At 44.1% G+C, this 16,200-nt stretch carries 15 protein-coding genes; 9 read left to right on the top strand and 6 right to left on the bottom strand.

Going from position 1 to position 16,200, the window contains the following annotated elements; all coding sequences use genetic code 11:
• Nucleotides 1–27: 27 nt before the first annotated feature.
• From E2R65_RS11945 to clpB, 3 genes are all read right to left on the bottom strand, one after another.
• Nucleotides 28–372, bottom strand: coding sequence for a phosphoribosylpyrophosphate synthetase (locus tag E2R65_RS11945; protein ID WP_134336710.1), 345 nt, complete (start codon nt 370–372; stop codon nt 28–30).
• 165 nt (nt 373–537) lie between these two features.
• A complete protein-coding gene (locus E2R65_RS11940; RefSeq protein ID WP_204986307.1) occupies nt 538–2,154 on the bottom strand; it encodes a hypothetical protein in 1,617 nt (538 codons plus the stop codon).
• Nucleotides 2,155–2,386: 232 nt separating this feature from the next.
• Entirely contained in the window at nt 2,387–4,987 is a 2,601-nt protein-coding gene (gene clpB / locus E2R65_RS11935) for an ATP-dependent chaperone ClpB (protein WP_134336709.1), read from the bottom strand.
• A gap of 192 nt (nt 4,988–5,179) precedes the next feature.
• Here clpB and E2R65_RS11930 point away from each other — a divergent pair, with 192 nt between their 5' ends.
• The gene (locus E2R65_RS11930; RefSeq protein WP_134336708.1) at nt 5,180–6,511 is read left to right on the top strand and encodes a sensor histidine kinase; all 1,332 of its coding nucleotides are present in this window, start codon (nt 5,180–5,182) and stop codon (nt 6,509–6,511) included.
• 5 nt (nt 6,512–6,516) lie between these two features.
• Here E2R65_RS11930 and E2R65_RS11925 read toward each other — a convergent pair whose 3' ends face one another.
• The gene (locus E2R65_RS11925) at nt 6,517–7,947 is read right to left on the bottom strand and encodes an ATP-dependent DNA helicase (protein WP_134336707.1); all 1,431 of its coding nucleotides are present in this window, start codon (nt 7,945–7,947) and stop codon (nt 6,517–6,519) included.
• Between the two features lie 405 nt (nt 7,948–8,352).
• Here E2R65_RS11925 and E2R65_RS11920 point away from each other — a divergent pair, with 405 nt between their 5' ends.
• The 3 genes from E2R65_RS11920 to nudK are packed head-to-tail and all read left to right on the top strand — an operon-like array spanning nt 8,353 to nt 10,272.
• A complete protein-coding gene (locus tag E2R65_RS11920) occupies nt 8,353–9,165 on the top strand; it encodes a DUF3822 family protein (protein ID WP_134336706.1) in 813 nt (270 codons plus the stop codon).
• Entirely contained in the window at nt 9,141–9,674 is a 534-nt protein-coding gene (gene rsmD / locus E2R65_RS11915) for a 16S rRNA (guanine(966)-N(2))-methyltransferase RsmD (protein ID WP_134336705.1), read from the top strand. The genes E2R65_RS11920 and rsmD overlap by 25 nt, the downstream gene beginning before the upstream one ends.
• A 19-nt stretch (nt 9,675–9,693) precedes the next feature.
• Nucleotides 9,694–10,272, top strand: coding sequence for a GDP-mannose pyrophosphatase NudK (gene nudK, locus E2R65_RS11910; RefSeq protein ID WP_134336704.1), 579 nt, complete (start codon nt 9,694–9,696; stop codon nt 10,270–10,272).
• Nucleotides 10,273–10,333: 61 nt separating this feature from the next.
• Here nudK and E2R65_RS11905 read toward each other — a convergent pair whose 3' ends face one another.
• Nucleotides 10,334–10,816 carry a hypothetical protein gene (locus tag E2R65_RS11905; RefSeq protein WP_134336703.1) on the bottom strand — a complete coding sequence of 161 codons (483 nt, stop codon included), beginning with the start codon at nt 10,814–10,816 and terminating at the stop codon, nt 10,334–10,336.
• A 320-nt stretch (nt 10,817–11,136) separates the two neighbouring features.
• Between E2R65_RS11905 and coaD the strand changes: the two genes are divergently transcribed.
• The gene (coaD, locus tag E2R65_RS11900) at nt 11,137–11,598 is read left to right on the top strand and encodes a pantetheine-phosphate adenylyltransferase (protein ID WP_134336702.1); all 462 of its coding nucleotides are present in this window, start codon (nt 11,137–11,139) and stop codon (nt 11,596–11,598) included.
• On the opposite strand, the gene E2R65_RS11895 is transcribed toward coaD, so the two are convergent.
• The gene (locus tag E2R65_RS11895; protein WP_229704618.1) at nt 11,567–12,154 is read right to left on the bottom strand and encodes an NUDIX hydrolase; all 588 of its coding nucleotides are present in this window, start codon (nt 12,152–12,154) and stop codon (nt 11,567–11,569) included. The two genes, coaD and E2R65_RS11895, sit on opposite strands and share 32 nt — an antisense overlap.
• Nucleotides 12,155–12,203: 49 nt before the next feature.
• Between E2R65_RS11895 and pyrE the strand changes: the two genes are divergently transcribed.
• The 4 genes from pyrE (at nt 12,204) to E2R65_RS11875 (ending at nt 16,094) form a co-directional block, all read left to right on the top strand.
• On the top strand, nt 12,204–12,845 hold the full coding sequence (pyrE, locus tag E2R65_RS11890) for an orotate phosphoribosyltransferase (protein WP_134336700.1): 642 nt from the start codon (nt 12,204–12,206) through the stop codon (nt 12,843–12,845).
• Nucleotides 12,846–12,852: 7 nt separating this feature from the next.
• Entirely contained in the window at nt 12,853–13,248 is a 396-nt protein-coding gene (locus E2R65_RS11885; RefSeq protein ID WP_134336699.1) for an SRPBCC family protein, read from the top strand.
• Between the two features lie 364 nt (nt 13,249–13,612).
• Nucleotides 13,613–15,241, top strand: coding sequence for an ABC-F family ATP-binding cassette domain-containing protein (locus tag E2R65_RS11880; protein WP_134336698.1), 1,629 nt, complete (start codon nt 13,613–13,615; stop codon nt 15,239–15,241).
• 31 nt (nt 15,242–15,272) lie between these two features.
• Nucleotides 15,273–16,094: a carboxypeptidase-like regulatory domain-containing protein gene (locus E2R65_RS11875; RefSeq protein WP_134336697.1), complete on the top strand. Its 822-nt coding sequence runs from the start codon at nt 15,273–15,275 to the stop codon at nt 16,092–16,094.
• The last annotated feature ends 106 nt before the right edge of the window (nt 16,095–16,200 follow it).

Raw genomic sequence — 16,200 nt, 5'->3', positions numbered from 1 at the left:
CGAATTTTAACTTTTAAGTTTTACTTGTTATTCGGTGGGCCTGTCTGCACCGTGCAGATTATCGCTAACCTGATGATGGTGTAATTTAGCTGCAATGGCAGATGAACTATCATCTGCATAAGTACCGTAGGCATTTATCAGGATGCCTTTAAGATTATATTTGGCTGAACTGATAGCATAAACGATAGACATATCCGACGGGTTGCTCTGCCCCTCGAAACGGTAAAATTCATCTATCTCAAAATCTTCTGCAGCCATGTGTACATCCTGCGATTTATCATCTATGGTGTCGCCTTCAAGGCTTAAATTTGCAGTATATCCCCTTTTTGTAAGGTCGTTAGTAGCGTCAACTAAAGTTTCAAAATTTTTCATGATCGTAGCGTTTATTTTGGTGTGATAAAGACTGTACCTAATCAACCCAAAACTATGCCAGCTTGTTTTGATTTAGTTTTTAAAGCAGAATAAGCTGATACAAAAAAGCAGCGGTGGAATTATCCTCACCGCTGCTTTTAAATTGTATTACTACTTAAAGCTTTATTATTGCGCCTTTGCCGCCCATAAGGCACCGTTTAAGTGCAGGGCCGGATGCGAGGTATAACCCGATGGTGCATCGCCAGACCAGCCGTTGAACAAATTATCATTGGTATCGCCCGTACCGTCGTCAGATGGTGAGCTATCGCCTACAAAAAATATCCTGCCGCTGCCATAGGTAGATAACAAAGCCATTACGCCTGTGGTGCCACCATTGGTTGAGGTACTGCGCCAGAACAAGCCTTGTACGTTGGCATTATTAGCCGGCGTTAATGTAGCTGTAGACCCATTGTAAAATGCCAGTTTTGAAGCCGTACCTGCTGCGCCGTTAAGCACTTTGGCAGCATTGGCGTTGGTGCCCGTATAAACATTGCTGCTTGGTTTTTCGCTAATATCAACGTAGTTAACCGTAAAACCAAAGGGGTTGTTGTTATTGATACCGTTGTTGGTCATCAGGTCATTCCAAACACGCGGCGAATCGTACCCGTCGCCGTCGCGGTCTGATGGATTATAGCCGTTGGCATCTGTGCCTGCAGTAGTTGCTGCGGTATGATCGGCCACCATTACCAGGCCGCCGCCGTTAGCCACAAAATTCATGATAGCGATTTTCTCGGCAGCTGTAAATAAGCGATTTGGCTCTACAACTACAAACACATCATAATTGCTTAAATCCTGCACGTTTGAGCTGTTACCATAAGTTAAAGCTGTACCGCTTGGCAATGATTCTACCAGTTCGCCTTTTTTTACCAGTTCTACCGCCCAGGCAGACATTCCGCCCGTCCAGTAAGTTTCGGCAGTTGAAGAGGTAATGCCGGTGTATGATGGTGTTGGGTAGCGCTGTGCTTTTAATTCTACGGTTGTGCCGCCTGTGTATGATGCAACGTTTTCGGTACCGTCAGCATCTATCTGCCAGTCGGCGCTGCCTGCATTTTCTAAATGGCTGGCATCAAACAAAAACTTTTTGCCGGTAATAACGGTACCGCCGCCGCCACCTGTGCTGCCGCCGTTATCATTAATAGTGATATCATCTATATTGATACGGCTGCTGCCGCCACTTAACTTACGGATCTCTAAACGCACATTACCGGTTTGGGTAATGGTGAATGTTTGCAGCGCAAGGGTTGATGTAGTGGTAACATTAGCACCTGATTGTACCCAGCTGCTGCCGCCATTTACCGAATAAAATAAGCCCCAGGTACTTGCAGCATCGCCACTGTAGGTTGCCGATTTTAATGTTACGGTGCTGATACCGGTAGTTACATCAAAAAGCATGGTGATTTTACCGGTGTTACGAATACGTGCCGACCATGAACCCGCCCTTTGATCAGCAGCTAAATTACCAATCAAAGCATCATACAAATTCCATGATTTGCCTGATAAGGTAACATTATCGCCACTTGATGAACCCGTAGGCGACACATCATAAGCCGTTTTAGGGCTGGTTGAACCAACTTCAAACCCTTCTGTTAACGAAACGGCATCTGTTTTTAAATTGCCTTTAGCAGAAACAACGGCATCTGTACCGGCCAGTTTAACGCTTTCTGCCTTTTGGCAGCCTGTAATAAGCAAACCGGCAGCCATTGCTACAACTATCGGCAGTTTTAATTTAGTAAAGTAATTCATAAAAAATTTAAGGTTAAATGAAATATTTGGTCACGCATTTAATTATACGTTCAAATCTCCTGAAAAAGTTACAAAGACTTATGCACATCCTGTTAACTAATTATTAAGCTTTTATCACCTGTTGAACCACTACCTTAAAACAACAAAAGCCGCCCACATGCAGCTTTTGTTTGTATTAACCAGAATTTATAGCATTTAATATTCCACAAGATCCCTACTTAACATAATTTTTTCACCTTTCACCTGCGTTCATAAACACAAAATTATTGTCAAACATATCCAGCTTTATTTTGCTGTCCCTGTCTACCTTGCCGGCCAGGATCTGTTTTGATAACTCGTTCAGAATTTTCTTCTGGATCACCCTCTTCAGTGGCCTTGCACCAAACTGCGGGTCGTAACCCAACTGTGCCAGCCAGTCTAAAGCTTCTTCAGATGCATCAATAGTAACACCCATTTCGGCCAGGGTTTGCTGTACCTGCCTAAACTGCAGTTTTACAATATCGGTTATCTCATCCCTGCTTAAAGGGGTAAACATAATGATCTCGTCTATTCTGTTTAAAAACTCGGGGCGGATGGTTTGCCTCAGCAAATTAAACAGCTCATTCTTTGTTTTGGCGATGACCTCCTCGCGGTTATCATCCTCCAGCGCAGAAAAATTATCCTGTATAATATTGGAGCCGATGTTAGATGTCATGATGATGATCGTGTTCTTAAAATTCACCACGCGGCCTTTATTATCCGTTAAATGCCCATCATCCAGTACCTGCAACAGGATGTTAAACACATCCGGGTGCGCTTTTTCTATCTCATCCAGCAATACCACGCTGTAGGGCTTGCGCCTAACGGCCTCTGTTAACTGCCCGCCTTCATCATAACCCACATAACCCGGGGGCGCACCTATCAGCCTGGAAACCGAGTGCCGTTCCTGATACTCGCTCATATCTATCCGTACCAATGAATTTTCATCATTAAAAAGATATTCAGCAAGCGCTTTGGCCAATTCAGTTTTACCTACACCCGTAGTACCCAAAAATATAAATGAGCCAATAGGCTTGCGTTTATCCTGCAAACCGGCACGGCTGCGGCGTATCGCATCGCTTATCGCTTCAATAGCCTCCTCCTGCCCTGCTACACGTTTGTGCAGCTCATCCTCCAGGTTAAGCAGCTTCTCACGCTCGCTCTGGATCATTTTACTTACCGGGATGCCCGTCCAGCGGCTTACCACACCGGCAATATCGTCGGCGGTAACTTCCTCTTTCAGCATACGGCTATCATCCTTGTTTTCAAGCAGGGCAGTTTTCAGTTGTTCAACTTCTTTCTGCGCTTCTACAATGGTGCCATAGCGCAGTTCGGCTACTTTACCGTAATCACCTGCGCGTTCGGCCTGCTCGGCTTCCAGCTTATAATTTTCAATCTGTTCAACCTTTTGGTTAATGCCATCTACCAGGTCCTTCTCGCCCTGCCATTTGGCACGCAACGAATCGCGGCCGGCAGACAGGTTGGCAATCTCTTCGCTCAGGTCTTTTACTTTGTTATCATCCTTTTCGCGCTTGATGGCCTCGCGCTCTATCTCCAGCTGCATAATGCGGCGTTCCAGTTCATCAACGGCTTCCGGTACCGAATCCATTTCCAAACGCAGTTTAGAAGCAGCCTCGTCCATCAGGTCGATCGCTTTATCCGGCAGGAAACGATCAGAAATATAGCGCTGTGACATTTCTACAGCGGCTATAATCGCTTCATCTTTTATCCGCACTTTGTGGTGTGCCTCATAGCGTTCTTTTAAACCACGCAGGATAGAGATCGCATCGGCAGTATCGGGCTCATCCACCATCACCTTCTGGAAACGGCGCTCCAGTGCTTTATCCTTCTCCACATATTTCTGATATTCATTCAGTGTGGTTGCACCGATGGCACGTAATTCGCCACGTGCCAGGGCCGGTTTAAGGATGTTTGCGGCATCCATAGCGCCTTCGCCGCCACCGGCACCAACAAGGGTGTGGATCTCATCGATAAACAGCACAATCTCGCCATCGCTTTGGATCACTTCTTTAATAACAGCTTTTAATCGCTCCTCAAATTCGCCTTTGTACTTGGCGCCAGCTATCAATGCGCCCATATCCAGCGAGTAAACGGTTTTAGTTTTAAGGCTTTCGGGTACATCGCCTTTAATGATCCGGAAGGCGATACCTTCTGCAATAGCCGTTTTACCCACGCCGGGCTCACCAACCAGTATCGGGTTATTTTTAGTACGGCGCGACAGGATCTGGATCACCCGCCTGATCTCTTCATCACGGCCAATAACCGGGTCCAGCTTTCCGCTTTCGGCATATTCGTTCAGGTTACGGGCGTATTTGTTTAAAGCATTGTAAGTAGCTTCGGCATTCTGGTCGGTAACCTTATTGTCGCCACGCAGGCTAATAATAGCCTTTTTAAGATCTTTTTCGGTTACACCGGCATCTTTTAAGGCACCTGCGGCTTTATCGCTGCCGGCTAATATCCCCAGCAATATATGCTCTACAGATACAAATTCATCCTTAAACTCTTTAAGGTAAGCGTTTGCTTTTTGCAAAGCCGAATTTACACCCGATGACAGGTAAACATTGCTTCCGCTTACTTTGGGGAAGGATGTAATTTGTGTATCCAGCGTTTCGTTTAGCCTGTTAAGGTTAACGTTTAGTTTTTTTAACAGATAAGTTATAACGTTCTCGTCAACCAGTAACAAACCTTTTAATAAATGCGCCGGCTCAATAGCTTGCTGTTGATTGCCGGTCGCAATTTCGGATGCCTTTTGTACGGCTTCCTGGGCTTTTATGGTAAAGTTGTTAAAATTCATAGTATCCTATCACCCTCAAAATAATTGCCACAACTCAATTTATGAATAAATGGCACTTAAAATAAAAACCAGCAGACATTTTGTCAATCCAAGCTCTACCCACGGCCAAAAAGCGGTAGTAATTAAAGAACTAAAATTGTTAAAGCTTATTAAATATTTAATATTTTTGAGTGGCCTTAAACCAAACCAATATTGGAAACGCATTTTTTTACTAAACTATCGCCTAAGTATAGTGTGGCTTATCGCAATTACTATACTTACCAGAATTTGCAAAGTGTGCGTACGGCCAGCTTTATATTTCTTGCTTTAAGCATTATCATCAGGATACTTTATCACGTTTTCCCCGAGAGCTTGACCAAGGCGCAAAATTTTCCCGAATTTAATTTTGTGAACTGGGTGTTTATTGCCGTCACCCCGTTTTTTTACCTGATAAGCCATTTATTGCTGTTACGCATACGTAAAACCAAAAAGGCAACTGCCGAAATGGCTTTGTTTGTGTTTATATTTTCTATCTACATTATCAGCTGCGGCATGTACTCCAGCTTTATCTCCACATCCGATCCAAGCAATGCGCTTACGCTTTACCTCATCGCTTTAAGTATTGTAAGCGTTTTGTTTGTGTTTGAATATTACGAAACCCTGATACTGCTGTTGAGTGTAGAAATGCTGTTTACCATGATGCTTTTTCATGCCCAGGTAAGCGCTACCGAAATGACGTATAATCAAATGATATCGGCTATTTTGCTGGCAGGTTTTTACTTAACATCGCGGTACTTTTTTTCTTACAAGGCCAGTTATTACGGGCAGATATTAGAGATCCGCCAGAAAAACGATCAGATTGAAAAAGCTAATTCATTTAAAAACCAGGTGCTGGGCACCGTAGCGCACGATCTGCGCAACCCCATTGCCGCTGTAGAATCATTAGCGATGATGATGGAACTGGATGAAATTGATGATGATACACAAGAAAACCTAACCATGATGCGGGAATCCTGTGTAAAGGCCCGCACTATTATAGATGATCTGCTGAATGCTGCCCGCCATGAAAATACCGGCATATTTGAAACCACGCGTACCGAAGTTAATACATTCATGAACGATATTGTTAAAGCATGGAGGATACAGCAGGGTGGTACAGGCAATGTATTATTTACAAGCGATGTTAAAGCCATTTACGCACAAATAAACCACGAAAAATTCCCGCGGGTGATGGATAACCTGATCAGCAATGCGCTAAAATTTTCAAAAGAAACAGATGAGGTGACGGTGCAGCTTACCCGCGAAAAAAACAATGTAATTATTAAAGTTAACGATAAAGGGTTGGGGATTCCGCAAAATATGCTGCCTAAACTGTTTGAGCGTTTCTCGGGCGCCGGGCGCATCGGGCTAAAAGGCGAGCAATCTACCGGTATCGGCCTTAGCATTGTTAAGGATATTGTAGAAAGCCACGGCGGTAATATTACGGTACAAAGCGAAGAAGGCAAAGGCAGTACTTTTACAGTTATGCTACCTATGGTAGCGTAATCATACTAAAATTCTGATTCAACCTTTTCCGCAAAAAACTTTTTGTTAAAATTTACCAGGTAAAGCTCGTTAGTGGCACGGGTGCAGGCGGTGTAAAACCAGCGTAAAAAATCGGTGTTCACCATCTCATCCGTCAGATAGCCCTGGTCTACAAAAACGGCTTCCCACTGGCCGCCCTGGGCTTTATGGCAGGTTATGGCGTAGGCAAATTTCACCTGCAGGGCGTTATAATAAGGGTTTAACTTAAGCTCGTTATGTTTAGCGCGCTTGTTGGGGATATGGTCATAATCCTTCATCGCCTCCAGATAAAAACGTTTCTGGTCTATCGATTGTAAGGCCGGCGCTTCCGAGTATAAAGTATCCAGCAGTATCTTACAATCCAACACCGGGTCTTCAGCGTAATCAATAAACTCCAGTTGTACATCGGCAAACCTAAAACCGTACATTTCCTCTATCCGGCGTACTTTTTTTACGCGCGCAATATCGCCGTTGGCAATAAAGCCGGTACTGCCCTCCTCCTGGTCCTGCAGCCAAAAGTAATTGTTTTTCACCACCATCAACTGGTCGCCGCCGGTAAGTTCCTCCTCGCGCATCAGGATCCGCCCACGGATTTGCCGGTTATACAGATTGGCATTTTTATTACTTCTGCAGATGATAAGCGTGCTGTCGTACCCATATTTGCTGTAAGCATAGTTAAGCCCTTCTTCCAGCATGTCGCTGCCCATGCGGTAAACATCCTTGTAGCCTTTGGTCACTATCTGCGGCATCGCCTCTTTACCCTGCCTGATGATGTTGCGTACATTAGTTACATTATACAATATCCCCGAATCCTTTTGCTGGCGTAATACATCGGTTAGCTCATAGGTGTATATGGTAAGGCCATAGTCGGCCTTCATCAGTTTCTCGTCAAGCGCGGGGCTATCTTCGGCCCCTACGGGCGGTAACTGAGCTGTATCTCCTACCAAAAGCAACTTGCAGTTTTTAGTATTGTAAACATAGTTTACGAGGTCCTGCAGCAGGGTATTGCGGTTATTGCCGGCCAGTTCATCAGATATCATGGAGGCCTCGTCGATGATAAAAAGCGTATTGGTGCTCATATTATCGGCTATCATAAAGGATTCATCTACGTTCAAAGCCGACTTTTTACGGTAGATACGCTTATGAATAGTAAATGCTTTGCGCCCGCTGTAATTGGTAATTACTTTAGCCGCCCTGCCCGTTGGCGCCAGCAAAACCGACTTTAAATTATACTTTGCCAGGGCCTTTACCAGCGCGCCTACAATGGTAGTTTTACCTGTACCGGCATACCCCTTCAGGATAAAGCAGTCGTCCTGTTCCTCGCTGCTTAAAAACTGGTGCAGCTTGGCAAATAGCTCCAGTTGCTGCGGCGTAGGTTCATGCGGAAAAGCCTGGCGGATATGATCTGTTATGGGCACGCACAAAAATGGTGATTAGTATGCAAATTATTTAACCCGAAAAAATATTAGCCCGGTTGCTAATTAAAATTGCATTTTTTTAAATGAAACACATTTTTTCGGGAACGTTGATTCTGGCGCATTTCACCCGTTACAAACCCCGCTTTTTGAGGGATTTAAACGACCTAAAAACGACTTTCAAACGCCCCAAAACAACACTTATTCAACCAAAAACAAACACACATTTTAAGAAATAATTATGGCCGGTTCAACAATATTTTTTCACCCTGAAATTTAAAAAAAATAATTTACCGGGCCTGCTCAGGATCCCCGGAATTTAAACACACCATAAAATTTTATTAAAGCCACAGGTTGGGCTTTTTTTATTTTAAGTAAGATAAACAATCATTACTTTTGTTTAACTGCATGAGCGACCACAGACATTACTACACCAGCGACGATCTAAGCCTGACACAGGCCCACAGCTACACCCTGTTGTTACAGGTTAATGCAAACAGCTTTAATTATGCTGTTGTTAAAGGCAAACAGCTACTATCATGGGGCGAAAACTATTCGCTTGATGAACTGCGCGACCCGCAGCTGCTGCGCGATATTTTAACTGCCAACTATAACCTGGTTGTTACCGGCCTGCAGGCCACAGGGTTTACCCTGCTGCCCGACCCCCTTTTTGACGCCGCCCACATTGGCGATATTGCCCGCCTGCTGGATGTTACCCACACCGAAAAGGTAAAGGCCGAAAAATTTGACAGCCGTAACACCATCATCTATAAAGTGGATGAAGCCGCCACTTACGCTATCAAAGACCTGGACAACCAGAATGTACTGCATACCGATGCCGGCTGGGTTAAAGCTATTGCAAACAACTACCCCTTAAGCACCGATGTTTACCTTAACATCATTAACGATACTGTATCCATTGTAAACTTTACCAACAGCGCCCTGCGCTTTTACAACACCTTTAAGTTTAAAAGCCACGAGGAACTGGCCTACTTTTGCGCGCTGGTATGCACCGAACTTGAACTGAAACCGGAAAAGGTAAAACTGGTACTCAGCGGAGAAATTAATAACACCGACAGGTACTTTATTTACCTGATAAACTTTTTTGGCGAGGTAAAGCTGAACAACATCAGCATACTGGATTTGCCTTACCGTACCGAAGCCCATAAAATTTTACCCCTTGCTGCTTTATCGCTATGCGCATCATCGGAGGGAAACTAAAGGGATTAAGGCTTAACCCACCCAAAAACCTGCCCGTACGCCCCACCACCGACCTGGCCAAGGAAGCCCTGTTCAACATTCTGCAAAACCAGATAGAATTTGAGGACATTAAAGTGCTTGACCTGTTTAGCGGCACCGGCAATATTGCCATGGAATTTGCATCGCGCGGGGCCGAAAAGGTTACGGGAGTAGACCGCGCCATTCAGTGCGTACATTACCTTAAAGATGCGTCGCGCCAGCACGGCTTAAGCCAGATAGAGGTTTTTAAGGCCGATGTTTTTAAATATCTGGCCATGGAAACCGAATCCTACGACCTGATATTTGCCGACCCGCCCTATGACCTGAACAGGATCCCCGAGATTGCGAAAACCGTTTTTGAAAAAAACCTGCTGGTAACAGGCGGTATGCTCATTGTAGAGCATCAAAGCATGCAAAACCTGAGTAACCACCCGGCTTTTGTAGAGCAGCGTAAATACGGGCATTCATCATTCTCGTTCTTTAAAGCTTAAACCCAAACCAATATTACCCATGAGCGATAAAATCCGCAACGTTCAAACCACCGTGTTATCAGATAACTGGTACACCTTGCGTAAAGTTACCTACGAATTTTTAGGACGCGATGGTCAGTGGCAACAGCACTCGCGCGAGGCTTACGACCGCGGGAACGGTGCAACTATCCTGCTTTATAATCCAACCAACCAAACGGTAATATTAACCCGCCAGTTTAGGATGCCCACTTATTTAAACGGCAATACCGATGGCTATATGATAGAAACCTGCGCTGGTTTGCTGGATAAAGATAACCCGGAGGATTGCATCCGTAAGGAAACCGAAGAAGAAACGGGCTACAAGATCTCAGCAGTACAAAAAGTATTTGAGGCGTACATGTCGCCGGGGTCGGTTACCGAGATCTTGTATTTTTTTGTTGCCGAATACACCAAAGACATGAAGGTAAGTGATGGCGGCGGACTGCAGGAAGAAACCGAGAATATTGAAGTTATGGAAATGCCCTTCGCCCGGGCACTCGATATGATCAAAACCGGCGAAATAAAAGATGCCAAAACCATTATGCTGCTGCAATACGCACAGATAAATGGGTTGATTTAATACCTATTTAATTAGATGGATTTGTATTGGTGATATATACTATTATTTCATCAAAAGTAATTTAACCTTCTTTTTCTTTTAATAAAGCTCGCCAAGACTCGGCTAAATGGTTTGCAGTTATTTCAATTCTAACTATAAATGAATCAAATTCTTTTTTCGAATACCCAATAAGTTGATTCTTATCTCGAGTTGCTGAAAAGGTTATGATAGACTTATTATAATTCCAAGGTATAACATGCATTGCATGTGCAAAACGATTCCTTAAATTCTTTAACGTGGTTATTTCTCTTATTAACTTTTCATCTTGTTTAGATTGTATTTTCAAAATAGAATCTAACGCAGTTATTTTATTTTCCAAAGTCATTCTCTCAAGAATAACATTCTTAAAATGAAACTCAGAATTAGGATTTCCAAAAAAGAACACTCTAATATATAGTTCTAATTGATGCTCCAACACGCTAAACTTATCTATAAAATAGCCTCTCAAAACATAGCCGTTTTGTTGATAATTGTATTTCCACTTTTCTAATTCTTCAGGGGTCATTTAAGTAAGTTTAGTTTCACAATATCTAAAAATATCCCCACATTTATTTTGTATTTTACTTAGCTTGGGTATTGCGCTACACGGTAATTGTACGATGTCATTTTTAAAAGCCTGTGAGATTTCTCCCCACGGGAGGATGTAGGGAGGGGTTTATGCGAGCGATAATGGCATTTCCCGCCTCTTACTGCCACCATACATTCCTACACACCGCTCATATGGGAGAAATTATGTCATTTCGAGGGAAAGTGCAGCGACGAGAAATGCATGGTGCTTAATCAAATTATCCTTACTTTTGATTAAGCAATAACGTTATACCTGTTATGAAAATAGCCCTTTTCCCCGGCTCGTTTGACCCGGTTACCAAAGCCCATGTGGATATTGTAAAACGATCGGTTGGTTTATTTGATAAGCTTTACATTGGCATTGGGGTAAACAGTAACAAACAGGGCCTGCTGAGTGTGGGCAAACGCGAGGATATGCTGCGTGCCGTTTTTGCGCACGACGACAGGATCCATATTGTGGCTTACGAAGGGCTTACGGTTGAATTTTGCAAAAGCATCGGTGCCGACTATATGATCCGCGGCATCCGCACCGTATCAGATTTTGAATACGAAAAGGCCATAGCGCAGATGAACCACTCGCTTGAGCCAGAAATTGAGAGCATATTTATTGTAAGCAAACCGGGCTACTCGTCCATCAGTTCCAGCATCGTGCGCGAAATTGTGAGGTACAACGGCGATGTTTCTCAGTTTATTCCGAAAGAAGCGCTTCCGTATTTGTAATCAGTTCCTCTTTTTCCAGCACATCCATAATAGATGGGAAGGTATTTTTGGCAATGGTGGGTACATCCTCATTTTTAAACCAGCGCACATCGGTAATGCCTTCCTCTAACTGCGGCACCAGTTTAGCCTTGCCTTTGTAGGCCATTTTAAACCAATGCGTTTTTTTAAGCACCACCTCGCCTTTATAGATATAGGTATGGTAGGTTTTGCAGATCTTTTCTTCCAGCCGGCTTACCTTAATGCCACACTCCTCCTCCACCTCGCGCACGGCGGCAATCTTGGTTTTTTCCTTCTTTTCTATCTTGCCTTTGGGCAGGTCCCACTTATCATTCCGGTAGATGAACAGGTGCTCGCCGTTCTGGTTGGTTACCAAACCGCCGGCAGCCTCTATCAGCGTATTGGCTTTGATGATCTTCTTTAAAAAAGCCCTGGCATCATCGCAAAGCACATAAAATAATTTACAGGGTTGTTTATCTACCCAGTGGTAAACAATTTTCAAATCAAAGTGCTCTGCATCAATCTTTTGATAGTGGGATGAAACTTTAGGTGTTTTCACTGTTAGCAAAATCACTTTTTCGTTAATATAAATTCTGTATTTTTGAGCCATGTTTACCAATAGTGAGACCGAACAGCAGGTCGCGGAATTTCTGCTGCAAATTAAAGCAATAAAATTACAACCTAATAATCCTTTTACATGGGCTTCCGGCTGGAAATCTCCGATATACTGCGATAACCGCATTACACTATCGCACCCTACCATACGCACTTACATCCGCCAGCAGTTAACATCGGCCATCCAAGAAAAATTCGGTTCGGTGGGCTGCATTGCAGGCGTAGCAACCGCAGGCATACCGCAGGGCGCGCTGGTTGCGCAAGAAATGGGCCTGCCGTTTATCTATGTACGTGCCAAAGCAAAAGAACACGGCACCGGCAGCCTCATAGAGGGCGAGATTTCTCCGGGCCAGCGTGTTGTAGTGATAGAGGACCTGATATCTACCGGTAAAAGCAGCTTACAGGCGGTGCACGCCCTGCGCGATGCCGGTTATACCGTAGCAGGCCTTGCCGCTATATTTAGCTACGGCTTTGATATTGCTGCAGAAAATTTTAAAGAAGCCAAGTGCCCGTACATCACCCTATCTAACTACGATGCCTTGCTAAAATATGCCGAGCAGCACAACTATATTGCTGCTGCGGATACAGAAGTGTTAAAAGAATGGCGCATACAACCCGCTGCCTGGGGTAAATAATATTATAATGAGTGTTTTTGAAAGTAAAGTTACCGTAAACAAAACGGCTGCACAGGTTTATGCCTTTCTGGCCGATATGAATAACCATCGCCAACTGATGCCCGATAATATTGAGGATTGGGAATCAACCGCAGATGTTGCCAGTTTTAACATCCGCAATATTACCCAACTAACGTTAAAGATTGACGAGCGCGTGGCCGACAGCCTGGTAAGGATAATACCGGCAGAAAAACCGCCGTTTGATATGGAACTAAAATGGGAGTTGACAGCAACTAACGGGGCTACCCAGGCCGCTTTCAGCATCACTGCCGACCTGAACATGATGATGAAGATGATCGCATCGGGCCCGCTTCAAAAACTGGTGGACGAGGAAACAACTAACTTAGCAGCGTTGCTAAGTTAGTTGAACCTCATTTTTACGGGGGCTAAAATTTTTTAACCTTAAGGTGCTGCACCACTACCAATGCATTCACAATAAATAAGCTGGTTACTACAATTGCCATAAATAAATCAGGGGGTTTAATACATTTACGATAGAATAACATTCAATTATTGTTCCAGCCCATAAGGTATGTAATTTACCTGCATAATCTAACGTTTTCGTTACAATTTATTTTTTAAGTGGGGAAAATGCGTAGAATAACCCCCACGCCTGTTACTTGTAAGTGTAGATATTTATACCTATATAATTTTTGGCATCCTAAATTCCCCTACTGCTACAATAAATTAAGTATTTACCGTATTTTTGCGCAAAATAAAAGTACAGCATGATAACGGTATCTAATTTATCTTTACGTTACGGAAAACGCACCCTTTTTGAAGATGTTAACCTTAAGTTTAGCCAGGGCAACTGCTATGGCATCATCGGGGCAAACGGCGCGGGCAAATCCACCTTCATGAAAATCCTATCCGGCGAGATCGACCCTACCAGCGGTTCGGTAAGCTTTACGCCCGGCGAACGGATGGCCGTATTAAGCCAAAACCACTACGCTTATGATGAATTTACCGTTATAGAAACCGTAATGATGGGGCATAAAGAAATGTATGCCGTAATGAAGGAAAAAGATGCTATTTACCTGAAAGAGGATTTTACCGATGCCGACGGCGAACGCGCCGGCGAACTGGAAAACCTTTTTGCCGAGATGGATGGCTGGAATGCCGAAAGCAACGCCGCCACCCTGTTAAGCAACCTGGGTATTAAAGAGGAATTTCATTATAAACTGGTTAAGGATCTGGACAATACCCAAAAAGTACGGGTGTTACTGGCACAGGCCCTTTTTGGCAAACCCGATATTTTGTTACTGGATGAGCCCACCAACGATCTGGACATCCACACTATTACCTGGCTGGAAGACTTTTTGGCATCTTACGAGGCTATTGTACTGGTGGTATCGCACGACAGGCACTTTCTGGATACCGTTTGTACCCATGTGGTAGATATTGATTTTGCCAAGATGACCATCTATACCGGTAACTACACCTTCTGGTACGAATCGAGCCAGTTAGCCCTAAAACAACGCAGCGACCAAAATAAAAAGACAGAAGAGCGCGTGAAGGAATTACAGGAGTTCATCCGCCGCTTTAGCGCCAACGCATCCAAATCTAAACAGGCTACCAGCCGTAAAAAGGCATTGGATAAGATCAACCTGGACGAGATCCAGCCATCTAACCGTAAATACCCTGGCATTATATTTAATAACCAGGGCCGCGAAATTGGCGACCAGGTGCTGCAAACCGAAAAACTGGGCAAATCCCTTAACGGCGAAGTATTATTTGCCAATATTGATTTTATGGCTGCCAAGGGCGATAAAATTGCCGTGCTATCGCAAAACAGTTTGGCTACATCTGCCTTTTACGATATTTTAACCGGCCGCGATAAAGATTATACCGGCAGCTTTAAATGGGGCGTTACCGTTAACCAGGCCGATATCCCTATCGATAACACCGAATATTTTAAAGGCAAAGACAATAACCTGATAGATTGGCTGCGCGAATATTCTGCCGGTGAAAAAGATGATCAGTTTATCCGCGGATTTTTGGGCCGGATGCTGTTTAGCGGCGAAGAAGTTTTAAAGAAAAGCAACGTACTATCCGGCGGCGAAAAAATGCGCTGTATGTTTAGCCGCATGATGCTGCAATCGGCCAATATGTTATTGCTGGATGAGCCTACCAACCACCTCGACCTGGAATCGATCACGGCATTAAATAACGGCATGAAAGATTTTAGGGGTAACATCATCTTCACTTCCCGGGATCATGAACTGGTGCAAACCGTTGCCACCCGCATTATTGAACTTACCCCCGGCGGCATCATAGATAAGCTGATGACCTATGATGAGTATATCAACAGCGAAGTGGTACAAAAACAACGCGAAGAAATGTACGCAATGGCGTAACTATTGGGGCAATAAACACGTCTAAACCTATATGAAACGGATCTTGTTTATTGCCCTTTTTATTTTTTCATCGGCACTGGCAAATGCACAAGCATTTGAGGGTGTTGTAAAAGATGCCAAAACCAACCAGCCCCTGCCCTACGTTAACGTTGGCCTGATTGGTAAAAGCGTAGGCACGGTTACCGACAGCGCCGGCAGGTACAAACTTAACCTAACCGACCACGCAGCCGACTCGCTGAAGCTATCGATGATAGGCTATAAGCCCTTAACCTACCTGGTGGCCAGTTTTGTAAAGGATAATGCACACCAAACCATATCGCTGCAGCCATCGGTTACGCAGCTTAAAGAGGTGCGGGTTACCAACAAAAAATGGAAAGAGGTTACCCTGGGCAACACCTCGCACTCTAAAACAAGCAACGCAGGCTTTAACAGCAACCGGCTGGGGTATGAGATAGGCACCATCATTAAAATAAAAAAATCGCCCACCTATTTAAAGCAATTTAATGTAACTATTGCCGGCGATGTAAACCACCCGGTAAAGCTTCGCCTTAATTTTTATACTGTTAAAAACGGCCTGCCCGATCAGCTGCTGCAAAACCAAAACATATTTGTGAATGTAGAAAAAGGCCAGCAGGAGATCCATGTTGATCTGCAGCCCTACAGCATTTACGTAGACGACAACTTTTTTGCAAGCCTGGAATGGATAGAAAATGCCAAAGGCCACGGCCTGATGTTTTCTGCATACTTAAGCCTGTTTGGCAGCGGCGCCGTTATATCCCGCGAAACCAGCCAGGCCCAATGGGAAAAAACCGGCCTGGCAGGCGTTGCATTCAACGTTTTGGCAGAGCATTAAGTAATAGCGCTACCATTGCAGTGCAACTGCTAAAAATTATAAAATCATTTTTACATGATGAGTTACGGCTATTGATTGTATATTTGCAACCCCGCAAACAAAAAAA

It is taken from the genome of Mucilaginibacter phyllosphaerae (genome assembly GCF_004378255.1).
Taxonomy (GTDB): domain Bacteria; phylum Bacteroidota; class Bacteroidia; order Sphingobacteriales; family Sphingobacteriaceae; genus Mucilaginibacter; species Mucilaginibacter phyllosphaerae.
The sequence above is the reverse complement of the archived record's forward strand: the minus strand, read 5'-3'. Positions and strand labels throughout refer to the sequence as shown.